This is a genomic window from Geomonas sp. RF6 (genome assembly GCF_021044625.1).
Classification (GTDB): domain Bacteria; phylum Desulfobacterota; class Desulfuromonadia; order Geobacterales; family Geobacteraceae; genus RF6.
On sequence record NZ_CP087999.1, the window covers coordinates 3333882 to 3352134 of the forward strand.

18 protein-coding genes are annotated in these 18253 nt (G+C 60.0%); 10 read left to right on the top strand and 8 right to left on the bottom strand.

The annotated features are described in order from the left end of the window. Positions 1–71: 71 nt before the first annotated feature. The gene (locus tag LPW11_RS14395; RefSeq protein ID WP_230994567.1) at positions 72–221 is read left to right on the top strand and encodes a hypothetical protein; all 150 of its coding nucleotides are present in this window, start codon (positions 72–74) and stop codon (positions 219–221) included. Between the two features lie 4 nt (positions 222–225). On the opposite strand, the gene LPW11_RS14400 is transcribed toward LPW11_RS14395, so the two are convergent. Further along, entirely contained in the window at positions 226–696 is a 471-nt protein-coding gene (locus LPW11_RS14400) for a tRNA (cytidine(34)-2'-O)-methyltransferase (RefSeq protein WP_230994568.1), read from the bottom strand. A 540-nt stretch (positions 697–1236) separates the two neighbouring features. Here LPW11_RS14400 and trpB point away from each other — a divergent pair. From trpB to LPW11_RS14420, 4 genes are all read left to right on the top strand, one after another. Further along, positions 1237–2427 carry a tryptophan synthase subunit beta gene (gene trpB, locus LPW11_RS14405; RefSeq protein ID WP_230994569.1) on the top strand — a complete coding sequence of 397 codons (1191 nt, stop codon included), beginning with the start codon at positions 1237–1239 and terminating at the stop codon, positions 2425–2427. 266 nt (positions 2428–2693) lie between these two features. After that, on the top strand, positions 2694–3392 hold the full coding sequence (locus LPW11_RS14410; RefSeq protein WP_331001569.1) for a lytic transglycosylase: 699 nt from the start codon (positions 2694–2696) through the stop codon (positions 3390–3392). Positions 3393–3476: 84 nt separating this feature from the next. Then, entirely contained in the window at positions 3477–3980 is a 504-nt protein-coding gene (locus LPW11_RS14415; RefSeq protein WP_230994571.1) for an LEA type 2 family protein, read from the top strand. A 72-nt stretch (positions 3981–4052) separates the two neighbouring features. Further along, positions 4053–5948, top strand: coding sequence for an ABC-F family ATP-binding cassette domain-containing protein (locus LPW11_RS14420; RefSeq protein WP_230994572.1), 1896 nt, complete (start codon positions 4053–4055; stop codon positions 5946–5948). A gap of 70 nt (positions 5949–6018) precedes the next feature. On the opposite strand, the gene LPW11_RS14425 is transcribed toward LPW11_RS14420, so the two are convergent. The 5 genes from LPW11_RS14425 to LPW11_RS14445 all read right to left on the bottom strand — a co-directional run bounded on the left by LPW11_RS14425 (position 6019) and on the right by LPW11_RS14445 (position 10472). Continuing rightward, positions 6019–6720 carry a DnaA/Hda family protein gene (locus LPW11_RS14425; RefSeq protein ID WP_230994573.1) on the bottom strand — a complete coding sequence of 234 codons (702 nt, stop codon included), beginning with the start codon at positions 6718–6720 and terminating at the stop codon, positions 6019–6021. A 3-nt stretch (positions 6721–6723) separates the two neighbouring features. Continuing rightward, a complete protein-coding gene (ruvB, locus tag LPW11_RS14430) occupies positions 6724–7737 on the bottom strand; it encodes a Holliday junction branch migration DNA helicase RuvB (protein WP_230994574.1) in 1014 nt (337 codons plus the stop codon). A gap of 444 nt (positions 7738–8181) precedes the next feature. Beyond that, positions 8182–8781 (bottom strand): Holliday junction branch migration protein RuvA, encoded by a 600-nt coding sequence (ruvA, locus tag LPW11_RS14435; RefSeq protein ID WP_230994575.1) that lies wholly within the window; start codon positions 8779–8781, stop codon positions 8182–8184. Between the two features lie 288 nt (positions 8782–9069). After that, a complete protein-coding gene (gene ruvC / locus LPW11_RS14440; protein WP_230994576.1) occupies positions 9070–9561 on the bottom strand; it encodes a crossover junction endodeoxyribonuclease RuvC in 492 nt (163 codons plus the stop codon). A 167-nt stretch (positions 9562–9728) separates the two neighbouring features. Next, the gene (locus LPW11_RS14445; RefSeq protein ID WP_230994577.1) at positions 9729–10472 is read right to left on the bottom strand and encodes a YebC/PmpR family DNA-binding transcriptional regulator; all 744 of its coding nucleotides are present in this window, start codon (positions 10470–10472) and stop codon (positions 9729–9731) included. A gap of 137 nt (positions 10473–10609) precedes the next feature. On the opposite strand from LPW11_RS14445, the gene LPW11_RS14450 reads away from it, so the two are divergent. Both LPW11_RS14450 and LPW11_RS14455 read left to right on the top strand, forming a co-directional pair. Beyond that, positions 10610–10981, top strand: a complete 372-nt coding sequence (locus LPW11_RS14450) for a hypothetical protein (RefSeq protein ID WP_230994578.1) — start codon at positions 10610–10612, stop codon at positions 10979–10981. Between the two features lie 82 nt (positions 10982–11063). Then, entirely contained in the window at positions 11064–12047 is a 984-nt protein-coding gene (locus LPW11_RS14455) for an NAD(P)H-quinone oxidoreductase (RefSeq protein WP_230994579.1), read from the top strand. Positions 12048–12364: 317 nt separating this feature from the next. Here LPW11_RS14455 and LPW11_RS14460 read toward each other — a convergent pair whose 3' ends face one another. Beyond that, entirely contained in the window at positions 12365–14002 is a 1638-nt protein-coding gene (locus LPW11_RS14460; RefSeq protein ID WP_230994580.1) for an ABC-F family ATP-binding cassette domain-containing protein, read from the bottom strand. 270 nt (positions 14003–14272) lie between these two features. Between LPW11_RS14460 and metF the strand changes: the two genes are divergently transcribed. From metF to LPW11_RS14475, 3 genes are all read left to right on the top strand, one after another. Further along, positions 14273–15178, top strand: coding sequence for a methylenetetrahydrofolate reductase [NAD(P)H] (gene metF / locus LPW11_RS14465; protein ID WP_230994581.1), 906 nt, complete (start codon positions 14273–14275; stop codon positions 15176–15178). A gap of 119 nt (positions 15179–15297) precedes the next feature. After that, a complete protein-coding gene (locus LPW11_RS14470) occupies positions 15298–16245 on the top strand; it encodes a YbgA family protein (RefSeq protein ID WP_230994582.1) in 948 nt (315 codons plus the stop codon). A gap of 299 nt (positions 16246–16544) precedes the next feature. Next, positions 16545–17096 (top strand): PEP-CTERM sorting domain-containing protein, encoded by a 552-nt coding sequence (locus LPW11_RS14475; protein WP_230994583.1) that lies wholly within the window; start codon positions 16545–16547, stop codon positions 17094–17096. Between the two features lie 384 nt (positions 17097–17480). Here the strand turns inward: LPW11_RS14475 and LPW11_RS14480 are convergent, their stop codons facing one another. Continuing rightward, complete coding sequence (locus LPW11_RS14480) at positions 17481–18197, bottom strand: CAAX prenyl protease-related protein (RefSeq protein WP_230994584.1); 717 nt, start codon at positions 18195–18197, stop codon at positions 17481–17483. Positions 18198–18253 lie beyond the last annotated feature (56 nt).

Below are 18253 nucleotides of genomic sequence, written 5' to 3' on the forward strand. Positions count from 1 at the left end.
CCGGGGAAGTCCGGAGGGCATCACGGCCCGGCGCTCCGGTAAAGCATCATTTGTGCCGCAGGAAAAGGGGCTTGAACCTGTGTGACGTGGCCGGGGATCGTCGTGCGGAGCGGGACCAGTGGCGGGTCGAGACGGCGGTGGGGGCGGTGGCGGGGAAGGTGGAAAGGGGAAACGAAAGTGCAGCTGTGCATGCGGAACACAGCTGCTGTTCAATCCGTTGACAGGCTAGCCCTCTTCCAGGGCGCCGGTCTGGCGCAGCGCCTCGTAAAGGATGATGCCGGTAGCGGTGGAGAGATTGAGGCTGCGGACCTTGCCGAGGATGGGGATGCGCACCGAGTGGTCCGGATTCTCCGCGATGAGGTGCTCGGGAAGCCCCTGGGTTTCCTTCCCAAAGACGATGAAGTCCCCTTTCTCATACTGCATGTGGTGGTAGCTCTGGCGCGCCTTCGTGCTGGTGTAGATGAAGCGCGCGTCGGGGAAGGCGGCGCCCAGCGCCTCCAGGGAGTCCCAGTAGCGGATGTCCACCTCGCTCCAGTAGTCGAGGCCGGCCCTCTTGAGGTACCGGTCGTCGGTGGAGAAGCCGAGTTCACCCACCAGGTGCAACACGGTGCGGGTGGCGCCGCAGAGCCTGGCGATATTGCCGGTGTTGGGGGGGATCTGCGGTTCTACGAGTACTATGTGAAAGGGGATGTCCATGTGGCCTCCGGAAAAAGCAAAAGCGTTGAACCGCAAAGACGCAAAAGACGCAAAGGGAAAACCATCGAAAGGGGAAGGTCTCGATGCTCGTTCCCAAGGTCATCTTGGGAACGTCCTTGAGTGCAAAGCTCCGGCTTTGCATCCGCGTCAGCGGATTAATTTAATTGTTGCGCGAGTGGCGAGGCTGAGCCTCGCGGGCAATTGCGTCCCCAAGCTGGATCTTGGGAACGAGTCGGCAGAAAAGCAAAAGCATTGAACCGCAAAGACGCAAAGGACGCAAAGGGAAAACCATCAAAAGGGGAAGGTGGAACAGGTTGACCTGTGAGGGGCGCGCAAGAAGGTGTGGCTATCTACTTACGGTTCTCTTTGCGCTCTTTGCGTCTTTGCGGTAAGCAGGTTTTAGTTTTTTAAGGCTTTTCCTTTTACAGCAAAAGGCGCAGCAAAGGCAAGAGAATCGCCTGCGCGGGGCGGCGCGAGCTTGCAATTTCAAAACGGCGGGTCTATTATGAGCCGGTTCATAAACCGGTACCGGAGGGGATTTTGAAGCAGCCTGACAGCAGTGGACATTTCGGCAACTTTGGCGGCAGGTACGTATCCGAGACCTTGATGCCCGCCCTTTTTGAGCTAGAAGAAGCGTACAACCATTACCGCGACGACAAGGAATTCAAAGAGGAGTTCGCCTACTACCTGCGCCAGTACGTCGGGCGCCCCAATCCGCTCTACTTCGCTGCAAAACTTACCGAAAAGCTCGGCGGCGCAAAGATCTACCTGAAGCGCGAGGATCTGAACCACACCGGCGCCCACAAGGTAAATAACACCATCGGGCAGGCGCTCCTCGCCAAAAGGATGGGGAAAAAGCGCGTCATCGCCGAGACCGGCGCCGGTCAGCACGGCGTCGCCACCGCCACCGTTGCCGCTCTCTTCGGCATGGGGTGCCAAGTCTTCATGGGTGAGGAGGACATCAGGAGGCAGTCCCTCAACGTCTTCCGCATGAAGCTCCTGGGAGCAACCGTCACCTCCGTCACCTCCGGCACCGCGACGCTGAAGGACGCCATGAACGAGGCGCTGCGCCACTGGGTCACCTATGTGGAGGACACCTTCTACATCATCGGCACCGTGGCGGGGCCTCACCCGTATCCTCTCATGGTGCGCGACTTCCAGGCCATCATCGGCGACGAGGCAAGGGCGCAGCACCTGGAGGTGGAAGGGAAGCTTCCCGACTACCTCGTCGCTGCCGTCGGCGGCGGGAGTAACGCCATCGGCCTCTTCCACGCCTTCCAGGACGACACCTCCGTGAAGATGGTGGGAGTCGAGGCTGCCGGCTTCGGCATCGACACAGGCCGTCACGCCGCGCCGCTGTGCGCCGGGAGCGTCGGCGTGCTGCACGGCAACAAGACGTACCTGCTGCAGGACGAGTTCGGGCAGATCGCCCACGCCCATTCCATCTCCGCCGGCCTCGATTACCCCGGTGTGGGACCGGAGCACGCCTGGCTCAAGGACAGCGGGCGCGCGAGCTATGTCTCCGTCACCGATGATGAGGCGATCGAGGCATTCCAGCTCCTCACCAGGGAGGAAGGGATTATCCCCGCTCTGGAGTCGTCTCACGCGGTGGCCCACGTCATGCGTTTGGCGCCGACCCTGCCAAAGGATGCCAGTATCGTCGTCTGCCTCTCCGGCAGGGGTGACAAGGATATCCACACCGTGGCCGACATCATGGGGGTCCAGTTGTAGCGGAAAACGCCTCAGTTACAGTGGTTTGTGTGGGGGTGCGCTGTTAATTTCAGCGCGGCCCCTTTTTTTTATGTCAAAAAAGTTTACAAAATACTCATTGACTCTTGCAAACATGTCGGGATAGGCTACACTCTCCGCGGGGCTGACTTCAAAATCAGCCCCAAAAATTTCTTAGAAAGGAGATGATTGGCGCGGGCTTTACCGACACATTGAAGTTCAAGGCCGGCTAAGCCAAACAAACTCAGTCTATGAAAAAAGAGATCCTGTTGCTTGTAGCGGTGGTTTTCTCCACCACGTCGTGCGACCAGAGCCATCTGCAACAGGCACACGCTCCTGCGGCCCCCATTTCGCCGGTCCTCGTCAGGGAGCTGCAAGCGTTGCCTGGTCCTGCAGAGACCACACCGTTACCCGCCGCTGTGGAGCAGAAGGCTCAACCGAAAGACCTGGCTCTCGAGGAAAGAAAGAAGCAGGTATCTGCAATATCTGCGGCATTTGCCCGCCGGACCACACCAAGAAGAGCTCGCTGGCTTGCTGAGCTCTGCTACCAGAAGACAGAAGGCACCCTTTTGACACCGATGGACCTGGCCGAGATAGCACTCGCCGAGACAGGCGGGCACAAGCTCTCCTCCAGGGCTGTCTCCAGCAGGGGTGCCCTCGGGGTCTGGCAACTGATGCCTGACAGGGCCATCAGCCACGGCTTTCGCCCGCACGAAATGCGCGACGACGAGAAGTGTGCCGAAGCTGCTGTCCGCGAGCTTTATGTGAAGCTGCGCGACGCCAAAGGAAACTTAAACAGGGCCAAAAGGCTCTATTGCGGCAGCGGACCGGCTGCCCGGGTGTACGAAGTGAAGCGCAGGCTATTCCGTCAGGAGCTTCTTCGTGAACTGGACGACATAAAGGTCCGTCACGAGATGGTCCGGGAAATGCAGGAGGCGGGTGGCATGGACCTGGCGCCGCGCGGATAGTCTTTGAGCTTCATTCGGGGTGTGTGTTATAGTGGGCGGGTTGCCGAAAAGGCGCCCGCCCACTATACGTTTTTGGAGGCGAAGTTGAAAAAACTGTTCTGTCTGCTGCTCGTGCTATTTCTTTTTACCGGAGGGTGCACGGCCTTCTTCAAGGATCCCACGGTCACTGTCAAGGATTTGAATGTCGTCTCGCTCGATGGAGCCGGTGCCGGCATGGAGCTGTACCTCACCGTTGAGAACAAAAACAGCTTCGACGTGAAGCTTCAGGGGTACAACTACGACCTGAGGGTCATGGCCTTGCCTGTCGCCAAGGGGGGCGCCCGCGAAGAGATAAGCTTCCCCGCCAAGGAGGTCACGGACGTGCGCATTCCCGTGCGGGTGGCGTTCAGCGACATGTGGGAGATCCTGAAGAGAAAGCCCGATCCGGACGGCGTGCCGTACGACCTGAAGGCGGGGCTCGAGCTCGACACGCCGATGGGGCTGATGACCGTACCTGTGTTGAAAAAAGGAAGCTACGTGGTTCCCCAGAAGTACCGCCCGGCCTTTCTGTTCGGGAAGCTTACGGACTTTTTGCAGATCGGGAACTAGGATTTCCTTCTGCTGCCCGACCGGCCGATCGCCTGATCCCTCCAGAGCAACTCATTCCCAAACGGAGTACCCATGAACGTAGTAGATGTCTCCGGACTCTCCAAGAGCTTCGGTTCGCGCGAGCTTCTCAATAATGTCACCTTCGCCATCGGCGAGGACGAGCGGGTGGGGCTGATCGGTGCCAACGGCGCCGGAAAGTCGACGCTCCTTACCATCCTCGGCGGCGTGGAGGACCGCGACAGCGGCGCCATTGTCATGAAGCGCGGCGCATCGGTCGGGTATCTTAGCCAGGAGCCGGTGCTCGACGAGGATTCCACTGTCGCCGCCGAGATCGAGGGTGGTCTCACCGAGATCCGCCGCGCCATCGCCGCCTTCCACGAGCTGTCGGAGAAGATGGGGAAGAGTCCCGCGGACATGGAGCGCCTTCTGGAGCGCCAGGGTGAGCTTTCCGTCTGGATCGAGCATCACGGCGGGTGGAACACCGATCACCGCGTGCGCGAGATGATGACCCACCTGAACCTCCCCGATCCGGCGCAACGCATCGGCACACTCTCGGGGGGTACGAAGCGCCGCGTCGCGCTGGCAAGGCTCCTTTTGCAGGCCCCTGAGCTCCTGCTCCTGGACGAGCCGACGAACCACCTCGATGCGGACACCACGCAGTGGCTTCAGGATCATCTGAAGGGATACCCGGGCGCGGTGGTGCTGATCACCCACGACCGCTACTTCCTCGACGAAGTCGTCACCAGGATGCTGGAGCTGGAGGATGGCGCCGTCACTTCCTACCCCGGCGGATACACCCTGTACCTCGAGCAGCGCGAGGAGCGGCTCCAGAACGAGGCGAAGACGCGCTCGCGCCTCCTGAACCTCCTGAGGATCGAGACCGCCTGGATGCGTCGCGGCCCGAAGGCGCGCAGCACGAAGCAGAAGGCGCGCATCGGCCGCTACGAGGATCTGCAGGAGGCCACGGCGGGGGGGGCACGCCGGGAGCTGAAGATAGGCTTCTCCACCGAGGAGGGACTCGGCGGCACCATCCTGGAGCTGGACGGCGTTGTGAAGGGGTTCGGCGAGAGGAACCTCATCAGCGGGGTCACCTTCGGGATGAAGCGGGGCGACAGGGTCGGCGTCATCGGGCCGAACGGCTGCGGCAAGACAACTCTCATCCGCATGATCATGGGGGAGGAAACCCCGGACAACGGGCAGGTGACGGTGGGGAAAAAGACGCGCATCTCCTACTTCGACCAGCTCCGCGAGGTCATCGACCCGGCGCAGACGGTGTACGACTTCTTTGGCGACGGCGACTACGTGAGCTGCCGCGGCGAGAAGCGGCACAAGATCGGTTACCTGGAGGAATTCCTCTTTTCCCCGGAGGACCGCAGGCGCCCGATCGGCAGTCTCTCCGGAGGGGAGAAGAGCCGGCTCATCCTGGCAAGGCTCATGCTGCAGGACTCGAACCTCCTCATCCTGGACGAGCCGACGAACGACCTCGATATCCCGACGCTGCAGCTTCTCGACGCCTCGCTTGCCTCCTTCCCCGGCTGCGTCCTCATGGTGACGCACGACCGGTTCTTCCTCGACAAGGTCGCCACCGGCGTCCTTGCCTTCGAAGGGGAAGGGGTGGTGACCTTCCACGAGGGGAACTACTCCAACTACCGCGAGCGCAGGGAGGCGCTGCGCATCGCCGCGAGCGAGAGCCGCAACGAAAAGAAGGATGTCCCGGCGAAAAAGGTGGAAAAGCCGAAGAAGGGACTGACCTTTGCGGAGCGAAACGAGCTGGAGCGGGTTGAGGAGCGGATCGGCGTTCTGGAACAGGAGCTCGGCGAGGTGGAGGCGATGCTGGCGGACCCTGCCTCGTACGCAACTGTCGAGGGTGGGATAGGGGCGATCTCCGCGCGCTACAGCGCGGTCGAGGCGGAGCTTGCTGCGAGCTACGCACGGTGGGAAGAGCTGGAGCTTAAAAAGGCCGGGTAATGTAAAGCAGAAGAGTAGGTGAGGGAGGGCTCGGTCCCTCCCTTGCCGTTTCAGAGATTCCCGAATCAGGTCAGGCGGGGAGCCCCAGCGCTTCCTTCGCCAGGCGCAGCCCCACTTTCCTCTTCGTGGCGATGGCATGGCGGTTGATCGACTCCAGCGCGTATATGAGGGAAGGGACGTCACGGCGCACCCGCAGCAGTATCTCTTCGCTCACCTCCTCAGGAAGGACCATCTGGCGGTCCTTGGCAAGCTTTTGAAGAATCATCCGGCGCGAACTGTCGCTCGACACATCCATCGCCGCCACCAATCCCCACAGCAGCCTGCTGGTCAGATGGCCGTCGAGGTGCGGAAGCTCCTTCGGCGGCGTCAGCCCTGAGATGGCAATCTTTCTCCCCGACGTATAGAAGGCGTTGAAGAGCTCCCATATCTCCACCCGCAGGTCCTGGCTGTCCGGAAGGAGATGCAGGTCGTCCAGCACGAGCGCTTTTGCTTCACTGAAGGTGTCGGTGAGGGTCGGTCCCTCCTCGCCTCGGGCACTCCAGACCGGCTTCTCAGCGAAGGAAAGGTACTCGCCGTCGATGGCGCCGCAAAGGGCGGTGAGGAGGTGCGTCTTTCCGGAACCTTGCGGGCCGTACAGGTAGAGGAGATTTTCCGTGCCGTCGCCGAAGGCGAGCTTTTCGGCAAAGCGGTAGGCGGCCTTGTTGCCATCGCAGACGACAAAGTTCTCAAAGCTGTAGCGCGGGGTGACGGGAAAATCGAAGATGAGCTGCATGACCTAAAAGAGCCTGCCCTGCGGTGATTCCGGTGCGATCCTGCCAAAGTGGTGGTAGGCCGCAGCAGTCGCGACGCGCCCGCGGGGGGTGCGGTTGAGAAATCCGTTCTGGATGAGGAACGGCTCGTACACGTCCTCGATGGTGTCGCTCTCCTCGCTGATGGCGGCCGCCACCGTGTCGAGTCCCACCGGCCCGCCGCCGAACTTGTCGATGATGGTGAGGAGAATCATGCGGTCCATCTGGTCGAACCCCATGTCGTCGATCTCCAGAAGGGAGAGCGCCTGATCCGCAACCTCGCGGGTGATGACGCCGTCCGCACGGACCTGTGCGAAGTCCCGCACCCGTCTCAAGAGGCGGTTGGCGATCCTCGGCGTGCCGCGGCTTCGGCGCGCGAGCTCCATCGCCCCCTCCGGCTCGATACCCATGCCGAGAATGCGTGCAGACCGTGTGACGATGAAGGCGAGCTCCTCGTCGGTGTAGAACTCGAGGCGCGAGATGACACCGAAACGATCCCTGAGGGGGGAGGAGAGGAGGCCGGCGCGGGTGGTGGCCCCGACGAGGGTGAATTTCGGGAGATCGAGCTTGATGGTACGGGCGCTCGGCCCCTGGCCGATGATGATATCGAGCTGGAAGTCCTCCATGGCGGGGTAGAGGATCTCCTCCACCACATGGGAGAGACGGTGGATCTCGTCGATGAAGAGGACGTCGTGCTGCTCCAGGTTCGTAAGGATCGCGGCGAGGTCGCCGGGACGCTCGATAACGGGGCCCGAGGTGGACTTGATGTTGACCCCCATCTCGCAGGCGATGATGTTTGCCAGCGTGGTCTTCCCGAGCCCGGGAGGGCCGTAGAGGAGGACGTGGTCGAGCGCCTCGCTCCTGCCGCGTGCCGCGTCGATGAAGAGGGCGAGGTTTGACTTTGCCTTCTCCTGCCCCACGTAATCGTTCAGCGCCCGCGGTCTGAGGCTTGATTCGAAGAGGTCTTCTTCAGTTTTGTGGGGGGAAATGGTGCGGGTCATACATCTCCAAGGTGCGGTTGCGATGCTGCGGACGACGTAAGGTATAACAGTTGGCGGGAAAGGTCAAGCGGCGAGCGGAGACGCAAGGTGCGCGAAAAAGCGTCGGAATCGGGGGGGCGCAAAGACGCAAAGGGCGCAAAGGAGGGGTTCTTGTAGGAATTGCGAAGAACCAACAGAATGTGCCGCTCCAAGGCGGACGCGAAGCTGGTACGTTCCCCCTTTGCGAAGGGGGGACCAGGGGGATTTGCCTTGGATGCTCGGATGCTCGTTCCCAAGGTCATCTTCGGAACGCACTTTGGGGCAAAGCTCCAGCTTTGCATCCGCGCCAGCGGCTGATCAAGGTTCGCGCGGGTGGCGAGGCTGAGCCTGGCGGGCAATGGCGTCCCCAAGCTGGAGCTTGGGAACGAGTCAAACTCTGCTTGAGACCAAGGGGGTGTGCCGGGGCTACTTCATTAGGATTTTGAGCGCGGCCTTCAGCGTTCCTTCCACGGTTGCATCGGAGCCGATCTTCAGCTCCGCGAGGGCTTTTTGTACCACTGCCTCTTTGTAGCCGAGATTGATGAGGGCGGAGACCACGTCGTCGCGCACTTCCTGCGATGCCGCCACCGGCGCCGCCTCCTGGTGCGGAGCGGCAAAGCCGAGCTTCTTGATCTTCTCCTTCAGCTCCAGAACGAGTCGCTCCGCCGTCTTCTTTCCGATACCGGGGATAGCGGAGAGTCGCGCCAGATCGCCCCGCACGAGGCTCTCCGCGAGCTCCGCAGGTTCACTGTTGGAGAGGATGCCATTTGCCAGCTTCGGCCCGACCCCGGAGACGCCGATGAGGAGCTGAAAGAGCTCCTTCTCCTCCTGGGTGCGGAAGCCGTACAGGTTTATCGCATCTTCCTTCACGGAGGTGTGGATCTGCAACGACACGGCGCCCCCCTCGGCAGGGAGAGCGTAGTAGGTGGAGAAGGGGATCTGCACCCGGTACCCGACACCGTTGACGTCGAGGATGATGAAGTCCGGAGACTTGTGGGCTATTTTGCCGGTGAGCAGAGCGATCATGACTGCTTCTCCTTGTTGCGAGATGCGTGGTCCAACTTCGGCATGCCGAAGCGGATGTGCGGGTAAGTTCGGCATGCAGAAGTCGCCGATTTCTTCGGAACCCGCAGCCATACCTCCCCTCCGTTTCAAGGGACAGGGTGGGGATAGGGTTGAGCCGGGCGTCAATGTAGGCCGGGATAAGCCGCCAGGCGTTCCCGGCGGTCCACCACAGCCGCAGCCAAGCACCAGCGAATGCCGGAAACGCTACGCTTATTCCGGCCTACAACGGCACGGTGGGGATGGGGTGCATCAAGCTCTCATCCTGATCGCATTCATCGCCGAGGAGTGCGCGTGGCAGATCGCAACGGCCAGGGAGTCCGAGGCGTCCTCCTGGGCGATCTCCGGGAGGTTCAGGAGCGCCTTGATCATCTGCTGCACCTGTACCTTCTCGGCCCGCCCGGTTCCCACCACCGCCTGCTTTACCTGGAGGGCAGTATATTCAAAGACCGGCAGCCCCGCCGATACGGCCGCGACGATCGCTGCCCCCCGCGCCTGCCCGAGCTTGAGGGCGCTCTGCGCGTTCTTCGCCAGAAAAACGTTTTCCACCGCGACCGCGTCCGGCTTGAACTCATCGATGATGACGCTGAGCCCGCTGTAGATCTTCGCCAAGCGCTCCGGGAACTCCTTCGCACTCTGGGTGAAGATGGCGCCGTTGTCCAGATGGATCAGGCGGTTCCCCTGCTTGGAGATGAGGCCGTAACCGGTGATCCGGGAGCCGGGATCAATTCCTAAAATTATCAATGTGCCCCCCTGACGGAAAGAAGTAGAAATGCAAAAGGCGCAAAGAGTGCCAGCGGGCCAATGCGGCACGAAAAGCTGAGGAGGCGCCGTTGCCGCCGCCCGAGACTGCCGTCGTGCCTTGATCCGTCTGGTTCTTTGCGCCTTTGCGGCTCACGCTCTTTCTCTGGCTACATCAGTTTTTCCATTTCCTCTTCGGCGATGTCGAAGTTCGCGTAGACGTTTTGTACGTCGTCGCAGTCTTCCATGCGCTCCATGAGTTTCAGCATGTTCTCCGCCTGCTTTCCTTCCAGCTTTACCTGAGTCTGCGGGATCATGGTAACTTCTGCGGACTCCGGCTTGAAGCCTGCCTTCTCCAGCGCTTCCTTCACAGCGTTGAAAGAGGAGGGGTCGGTGAGGACCTCGATCTGGTCCCCTTCGTCGGTGACGTCGTCGGCGCCTGCCTCGATGGCGGCTTCGAAGAGCTTGTCAAAGTCGGTCCCTTCCGGGAAGATCATGAGGCCTTTCTTGTCGAAGAGCCAGGCGACGCAGCCGGCCTCCCCCATGTTGCCGTTGCACTTGGTGAAGATACTCCTGACTTCGGAAACGGTGCGGTTGCGGTTGTCGGTCATGACCTCCACCAGAACCGCGGTACCGCCGGGGCCGTACCCTTCGTAGGTCGTCTCCTCGTAGTTGGTGCCCTCGAGCCCGCCCACACCTTTCTTGATGGCGCGCTCGACGTTGTCCTTCGGCATGTTTTCGGCCTTCGCCTTGTCGATGGCGGTCCTGAGACGCGGGTTGCCGTCCGGGTCCCCACCTCCGATTTTCGCTGCGACGGTGATCTCCTTGATGATTTTGGTGAAGATCTTCCCTCTTTTGGCGTCAGCAGCTCCCTTCTTATGTTTGATGGTGCTCCATTTATTATGACCTGACATAAGCGACTTCCTTTCGAGAGGTTTTGTGAAAACGGGGAATACTAGCATGGCCAAAGAAGAGTTGTAAAGTGGGAAAATGGTGGCTAAACTGTAGCGGAATTCAGGACTGGGGCGGCTTTAGCCCCTCGGGAGACGAAATGAGCGCTACCGGGAACGGGTGGAAAATCATGAGGTTCTTCTTGCTATCTCTGTGCACTTTGCTGCTCGCCGCGGGGTGCTCGACGGCTCCCGTGGCCAAGAAGGAGCTGCCCCCCATCCTCACCCAGGAGGAACTCCTGCGCCCTTGGCAAAAGCTCGGGGTGCTGGAGGTTCACCGAAAACGGTACGGTTCCTCTTCCGATGTAAGCCCGGAAGATTATGCGTGGGTGTACGAGTCCCTGCGCCAGGAGGCGGCCCGCATTAGCGCCGACGCCGTTATTTTCCCGGAGGTGCGGGTGGAGATGGACAGCTACTACCTCTTTCCGACCAGCGAGATGTACGGCAAAGGGGTCGCCATCAAGTTTCAATGAACGCGTTGTTTGATCGAGCTGCAGACCGCCCACTTCGGCCGGCTGTGAGTAATGTGTTATTGCTGCTATCAAGGAGGGTGCGATGAAGGCTGTGCTGATGGAGGGATTTGGCGGCAGGGAAGTGCTGAGGGTAGGGGATGCGCCGAAACCGGCTCCGAAGGAGAATCAGGTTCTGGTGCGGGTGATGGCAACCTCGGTGAACCGGCCGGACCTGGTGCAGCGGGAAGGGAAGTACCCTCCGCCGCCGGGGGAGTCGGAGATTCTCGGGCTGGAGGTGGCCGGCATCGTCGAAGAGGTCGGCCCCGGCGTCAGCGCGTGGCAGCCGGGGGACCGGGTGATGTCACTCGTCGGCGGAGGGGGGTATGCGGAATATGCCACCCCCTATGCGAATCACCTGATGCGGATTCCCGAGACCATGAGCTTCGAGGAAGCCGCCTGCGTCTGCGAGACCTATATCACTGCTTTTCTAAACGTCCTCGTTCTCGGCGCGCTGAAAGAGGGGGAGACAGCCCTCCTGCATGGAGGCGGAGGCGGAGTCAACACGGCCGCTATCCAGCTCTGCCGAGCGCTCGTTCCCTCCAGCAGGCTCATTGTGACCGCTTCCCCCGGGAAGGTGGAGCGGGTAAAAGAGCTCGGCGCCGACCTGGTGATCAACTACCGTGAAAGCGATTTTGCGGAGGTCATAAAGGAGTACACCGGGAAGAAGGGGGTAGATGTCATCCTCGACCACATCGGGGCGAAATACTTCTCGTCAAACATGAATTCGCTGGCCGTGAAGGGGCGACTGGTGGTGATAGGGGTGACGTCGGGGATAACGGGGGAGCTCAATCTGGCAATGATGATGGTGAAGAGGCAGCAGATCATCGGGAGCGTGCTGCGGGCGCGGCCAGTAGCCGAGAAGGGGGATATAGTGGCGCTCTTTGCCGAGCGGGCGCTTCCGAAGCTGGCGGATCGCACCGTGGTGCCGATAGTCCACCAGGTCTTTCCGCTGGAGCAGGTGAGAGAGGCGCACGCCCTCATGGAGGAGAGCGGGCACTTCGGAAAGATCGTGCTGCGGGTGGCGTAGCGGGAAGAGTCTGCCGGAAACGCTTCGCTTATTCCGGCCTACATGGTCGCATGGTGATAGGTGATGTAATGTAGGCCGGGATAAGTCGCAGACATTCCCGGCATTTTGAATCTCGTTCCCAAGGTCACCTTGGGAACGGGCTTGGGCGCAAAGCTCCAGCTTTGCATCCGCGCCGGCAATCCCCGTCTTGGCGAGGCAGAACCTCGCGGGCACATGCATTCCCAAGCTGGAGCTTGGGAACGAGGTATCACACAAAAGAAAGGGCGCAGAGGAAATTATTTCCCCTGCGCCCTTTTTGCGTAGCTACCACTGAGACCCTACAGGCTCAACTCCGCGTGTCCCTCGCACAGCGCCTCGCGTGCGGCCACTACTTCGGCGCTCTCCAGGTAGTCGTCAAAGCCCATGATCCGGTCGATGATCCCCTTGGGCGTGATCTCCACGATCCTGTTTGCCACCGTCGAGACGAACTCGTGGTCGTGGGAGGCGAAGAGAACCACTTCATTGAAGGCGATCAGCCCGTTGTTGAGCGCGGTGATCGATTCAAGATCGAGGTGGTTCGTCGGCTCGTCGAGGATCAGCGCGTTCGCGCCGGTCAGCATCATCCTCGAAAGCATGCAGCGAACCCGCTCTCCACCGGAAAGAACGCTCGTCTTCTTCATCGCCTCTTCCCCGGAAAAGAGCATGCGCCCCAGGAAGCCGCGGGCGAAGCTCTCCCCTTCGGTCGGGGGGGAGTACTGGCCGAGCCACTCGATGAGGTTGAGGTCATTCTTGAAGTACTCGCCGTTCTCCTTAGGGAAGTAGGCGTTGGTGATGGTGACCCCCCAGCGGAAGGTACCGGCGTCCGGCTCCAGCTCTCCTGCGAGGATCTGGAAAAGGGTGGTCTTGGCAAGGGAGTTCCCGCCGATGAAGGCGATCTTGTCCCCTTTCCTGACGGTAAGGTCGAGGTCCTTGAAGAGCTGCACACCCTCGACTTCCTTGCTGAGCCCCTTCACTTCAAGGATGATGTCGCCGCAGGGACGCTCCGGCTTGAACACCACGTACGGGTACTTGCGGGAGGAGACCGGCATGTCTTCCAGGGTGAGCTTCTCCAGAAGCTTCTTCCTCGAGGTCGCCTGCTTTGCCTTCGAGGCGTTGGAGCTGAAGCGCTGGATGAACTCCTTCAGTTCGTTCGCCTTGTCCGTTACCTTCCGGTTTTCGTCCTGGCGCTGCTTCAGCTGTAGCTGGCTCGCCTGGTACCAGAAGTCGTAGTTCCCCACGTACACTTGGATGCGGCTGAAGTCGATGTCGGCGATGTGGGTGCAGACCTGGTTCAGGAAGTGGCGGTCGTGGGAGACCACGATGACCGTGTTCTGGAAGCGGTACAGGAACTCCTCCAGCCAGGCGATCGACTTCAGGTCGAGGTGGTTGGTAGGCTCGTCCAGAAGAAGGACGTCTGGGTTGCCGAAGAGGGCCTGGGCCAGAAGCACCCGCACCTTTTCGCCACCTTCCAGCTCCTTCATCTTCTTTGTGCGCATCTCCTCGGTGATGCCGAGGCCGTTCAGGAGGACGGCGGCTTCGGATTCCGCCTCGTAGCCGTTCATCTCGGCGAATTCCGCCTCGAGCTCGGCGGAGCGGATGCCGTCTTCTTCGGTAAACTCCTCCTTGGAGTAGATCGCGTCGCGCTCGGTCATGATCTGGTGCAGCTTCGCGTGCCCCATGATGACGGTGTCGAAAACGGTATACTCGTCAAAGGCGAACTGGTCCTGCTTGAGGACGGCGATCCTCTCGCGCGGCCCGACGATGATCTCTCCCTTGTCCGCTTCGATCTCGCCGGAAAGGATCTTCAGAAAGGTCGACTTGCCGGCGCCGTTGGCGCCGATGAGCCCGTAGCAGTTCCCGGGCAGAAACTTTATATTGACGTCCTTAAAGAGCACCCTTTTGCCGTAGGCGAGGGTGACGTTCGATGCGCTGATCATCCTGTGCTTTGTCTCCTTCTGAAAAAATGAAAAACCACAGGGAGGGGTCCCTGTGGTTTCAAGGCGCTTCTTTTATACCATCTTTGCCGCCGGCGCGGCAATCCCTTTTTCCGCCTGCGACGGCGGGGTAATTTCTGTACGGATTCTACGGCTGCGTGCTAAAAAAAGTTTATTTTCGGGTGTTGTTATGGCATTGTGTATACCGTTCGCGCGCAGGGTGGAGCCGACATGTCGGTGCCTTCTCCGCCGATATTGTTCTGGAGGTTTTCGATGAGGATCATCGACAAGATAAATGAGGGCAAGCAGTTCTTTTCCCTGGAGTTTTTCCCGCCGAAGGAGCGCGCCGACTGGCCGGCTTTCTTCGAGGTCGCCGACAGGCTTTCACGCCTCGAGCCGCTCTTTGCCTCCGTCACCTACGGGGCAGGGGGGAGCACCCAGCGCGACACGCTGGAGATCGTGACCCGCCTCAAGAAGGAGCACGGCCTGGAGACGATGGCGCACCTTACCTGCATCGGTGCGTATCGCGGCGCACTGGAGAAGTTCCTCGACGATCTTGCCGAGGCAGAGGTGTACAACGTCCTCGCCATGCGCGGCGACCGCCCTAAGGACGCGCCCCCCGAGTTCTCCGTCTGTCGCACGCTGCTGCACGCCTCCGATCTCACCGCCTTTATCCGTGCCTCCCGTCCCGACTTCTGCATCGGCGTCGCCGGCTACCCCGAAACGCACCCGGAGGCCGAGAGCGCCGCGAAAGACCTGGAGTACCTGAAGCTGAAGCTCGATGAGGGGGGGGACTTCGTGATCACCCAGCTCTTCTTCGACAACTCCCTCTACTTCGATTTCGTCAAACGTGCGCGCGCCATCGGTATCACCAAGCCGATCGTCCCCGGGATACTCCCGGTGGTGAGCCTGAAGGTAGTCCAGCGCATCGCATCGCTCTGCGGGTCCACCATTCCCGCGGAGTTCATGGCCCAGCTCGAGGAGGCTGATCGGCGCGGCGGCGCGGACGCAGTCCTGGAGGTCGGCGTGGCACACGCAAGGAAGCAGGCTCAGGACCTCCTTGCTGCCGGGGTGCCGGGGGTGCATCTCTATACGCTGAACCGCGCAGACGCTATTATTAATATAGTGGATGGGCTGATGGAAGAGCCGGGGCGGGAAGCGTTGCAGGCGAAAGGGTAGGAATCCTTTCTCCGGCCCGGCCGGTCCTGAAACAATCAATGGTCCACCCGTTCGCACTGAGCCTGCCGAAAGGCGCGATTGGTTTCGCACCCTGCGGATCAGCGGTAGAGGAATCGGCTATGGATACGGTTATAAAGGTCGGCATCAGCACCTGTCTTTTAGGGGAGCGCGTACGCTACGATGGTGGCCACAAGCGCGATCCGTATCTCACCGACATCCTTGGCCGCTTCTTCACCTTTGTCCCGGTCTGTCCGGAGGTGGAGTGCGGCATGCCGATTCCGCGCGAGGCGATGCGGCTGGAAGGGGATCCCGCCTCTCCGCGCCTGATGACGCAACGCACCAGGGTGGACAAGACGGAGCAGATGACCTCCTTCTGCGACGACAAGATCCGCCTGCTGGCCCGGGAGGAGCTCTGCGGCTTCATCTTCAAAAAGGATTCACCAAGCTCCGGACTCCACCGCGTGAAGGTGTACAACAGCGGCATGCCCAGCAAGAACGGCCGCGGACTCTTTGCAGCTGCCGTGGTGAAGGCATTTCCCCTCCTGCCGGTCGAGGAGGAGGGGCGGCTCAATGACCCCGACCTGCGCGAGAATTTCATCGAGAGCGTTTTCACCTACTCGCGCTGGAAGACCTTTCTGAAAAGCAGACCCACCTTTGGCGGCCTGGTCGAATTCCATTCCAACCACAAGCTGCTCATCATGGCGCACAGCCCGAGCATCTACCGCGAGATGGGGAGTCTCGTGGCGACCGGCAAGGGGATCGAGCAGCCGGAGCTCTTCCGGCGCTACGAGGAGCTCCTCATGTCCGCCATGGCCCATCAGGCGACGGTGCCAAAAAACACGAACGTCCTTTCCCACATCATGGGATATTTCAAGAAGGAGCTGAGCGCCATGGAAAAGGCTGAGCTCCTCGAGATAATCAGGCAGTATCATGAAAAGCTGGTGCCGCTGATCGTCCCCATCACCCTTTTGAAGCATTACTGCCTCAAGTACGACCAGAGCTATCTCTTGCGTCAGTACTACCTCTCCCCGCACCCCTCGGAGCTGGCCCTGCGAAACCACGCGTAGGTTCCATCGTCTGATTTCTTGTCGGCTCGCTGATCAGCTCCGCACTGCCGGAATTTCGTACCCGAATGCTTCCTGACCTTGTAGGCGCATCACGACCAGGTGGCGGATAAGGTGTCGGAATTCTTTACAGTGTGGACGCATTGTTGCGTCTGTTCTGTCTGATTACTTTACAGTCCCTAAAAGGATGCCACATGATGTGGTCTGAAAATGCATTTATTTCGGTGTATTAAGTTCGAAAATCCACCTCGGCATAAATTGTGCTTATGCAGAGCCATTAAACAACCCCTTGGAGGTGGACAATGAAATGGTCAAAGAGCAAACTCAGGAGCGTCATAGTCATTGCTGTTGCATTACTGGCGTTGGCTGGTATAGCTAACGCATCCCCGACCCAATGGACGGCATCGTTTGGGAGCCCCGTTTGGGACACTCATTACAGTCTGGATCTCACAAATCTTGTACCGAACTACGTACCAGGCGTAGACTCACTCACTTCAGCATTTTTCTCACTCGACTATACCAACAGTGGGAACAACAATAATGGAACTGCAACTTTTGAAGTCTTCGTGAACAACGTCATTACTGGAACGGTTAATTTTTCCAAGCCGAGTGAAAACGTCCTGTTACCTTTGCCAGCAGCTACACTTTCGGATTTAAGTACAAATGGCATGATAGATTTTTACTTCCATCGGGCGCCAGGCAGCCACGAATTTGATATCCAAACCGCTGTCTTCGTTGTAAATGGTTCGCACGAAGAGTCGGCTCCCGTCCCGGAACCAGGAACCATGATGCTGCTCGGAGCAGGATTTCTCGGCCTCGCGGTCTGTGGAAAACGCCGCAGAAATAATGCGTAATCCGTTTCCGTTCCTCGAAACCTAGTTGTGGTGAAAGATGTTGGGCGATCGACGGTTGTCGTAGAGTTTGAAGAGGAACAGGAAGGGGCGGGCCAGCAAGGCGCCGCCCCTTCCTGCGTTTAGGGGCCAACAACCCGAACTGGCGCAGACCTGGCGGATCCGCAGGTCGATGGACCTAGGCGGATCGATAGGGGGCTCGCCAAATGCCTCACATGACGTGCTTCTTTGATGGTTGGGGCGGCATGGGCGACTGTTCAGGAAAAGGTCGTCAGGGTGGGGCCGGAACTGAGACGTCAGGATTCTCTGCAGCGTAAACTTTTGGCGGAGAATGTTGAAGTCCGGCGAGGTGGCCGATGGCAGATTGGTATAACGTGGCGCTGAAGTCTACCAAAGCCACCAGTTATGGGTCAGGAGCACGTAGCCGGCGAGGGCGAGGTTTGTGACGGCGTGGGCGAGGACGCATTGGGCGAGGCTGCGGGTTTTGTACAGGAGGACGTTGTAAATTATTCCAGCAGTGACACCGGCAACGAAAAGGTGGTGCTCCAGCCCGAAGAGAAGGCTGGAGACTGCAAAGGACGTCCAGGTGAAGCGGCCGATGGGGACGGACTCGAAGTCGGGGTCGACAATGTACCGGAGCAGGAAAGAGCGCCAGAAGAGCTCTTCCATGACAGGTACCACGAGGACTGCGCCTGCCACGCGTACCGCAGTCATCGCAAACCGGATCGCGCCTTCCGGCAGGAGTGCCGGATCGAATCCCGCGGGACCTCCGACCACGGAGACGGTCCAGTCGAGGTAAATCCAGAGGATGAAGGTGACAACCCCGACGATGCAGGAGGCCAGCGACACGCGCCTGTCGAGGAGATCTCTGAGGCGCAACTCAGGGTAGTGATTCCGGTATAGATAGAGAAGTGCCGCGACGGAAAATGCCTTGAGCGGGTAGAGGTAGTACAGTGTCCCAGGAGGAAGGCTGAGCCACCCGTGGCTGCCGGTAAAGCGCACGCTCTCATCGACGGCGATGAAAGCCATGAAGAGGGCGAAGGGGAGGGTGCGAGATATGATCGCGTAGTTGAAGCCGGATACTCTGGCGGCTGTTTTAGTCATAAAGTGTTAGTAGCACATCATTTGCGTCCCGTCGAGCGGGCGGCGCGGACAACTGG

Coding starts and splice junctions, on each gene's coding strand:
- LPW11_RS14445 (WP_230994577.1), bottom strand. CDS start 10,472: ATGTCAGGTCATAATAAATGGAGCACCATCAAACATAAGAAGGGAGCT.
- LPW11_RS14450 (WP_230994578.1), top strand. CDS start 10,610: ATGAGCGCTACCGGGAACGGGTGGAAAATCATGAGGTTCTTCTTGCTA.
- LPW11_RS14420 (WP_230994572.1), top strand. CDS start 4,053: ATGAACGTAGTAGATGTCTCCGGACTCTCCAAGAGCTTCGGTTCGCGC.
- ruvA (WP_230994575.1), bottom strand. CDS start 8,781: ATGATCGCTCTGCTCACCGGCAAAATAGCCCACAAGTCTCCGGACTTC.
- LPW11_RS14400 (WP_230994568.1), bottom strand. CDS start 696: ATGGACATCCCCTTTCACATAGTACTCGTAGAACCGCAGATCCCCCCC.
- LPW11_RS14475 (WP_230994583.1), top strand. CDS start 16,545: ATGAAATGGTCAAAGAGCAAACTCAGGAGCGTCATAGTCATTGCTGTT.
- LPW11_RS14480 (WP_230994584.1), bottom strand. CDS start 18,197: ATGACTAAAACAGCCGCCAGAGTATCCGGCTTCAACTACGCGATCATA.
- LPW11_RS14460 (WP_230994580.1), bottom strand. CDS start 14,002: ATGATCAGCGCATCGAACGTCACCCTCGCCTACGGCAAAAGGGTGCTC.
- ruvB (WP_230994574.1), bottom strand. CDS start 7,737: ATGACCCGCACCATTTCCCCCCACAAAACTGAAGAAGACCTCTTCGAA.
- metF (WP_230994581.1), top strand. CDS start 14,273: ATGAGGATCATCGACAAGATAAATGAGGGCAAGCAGTTCTTTTCCCTG.
- LPW11_RS14470 (WP_230994582.1), top strand. CDS start 15,298: ATGGATACGGTTATAAAGGTCGGCATCAGCACCTGTCTTTTAGGGGAG.
- LPW11_RS14455 (WP_230994579.1), top strand. CDS start 11,064: ATGAAGGCTGTGCTGATGGAGGGATTTGGCGGCAGGGAAGTGCTGAGG.
- LPW11_RS14425 (WP_230994573.1), bottom strand. CDS start 6,720: ATGCAGCTCATCTTCGATTTTCCCGTCACCCCGCGCTACAGCTTTGAG.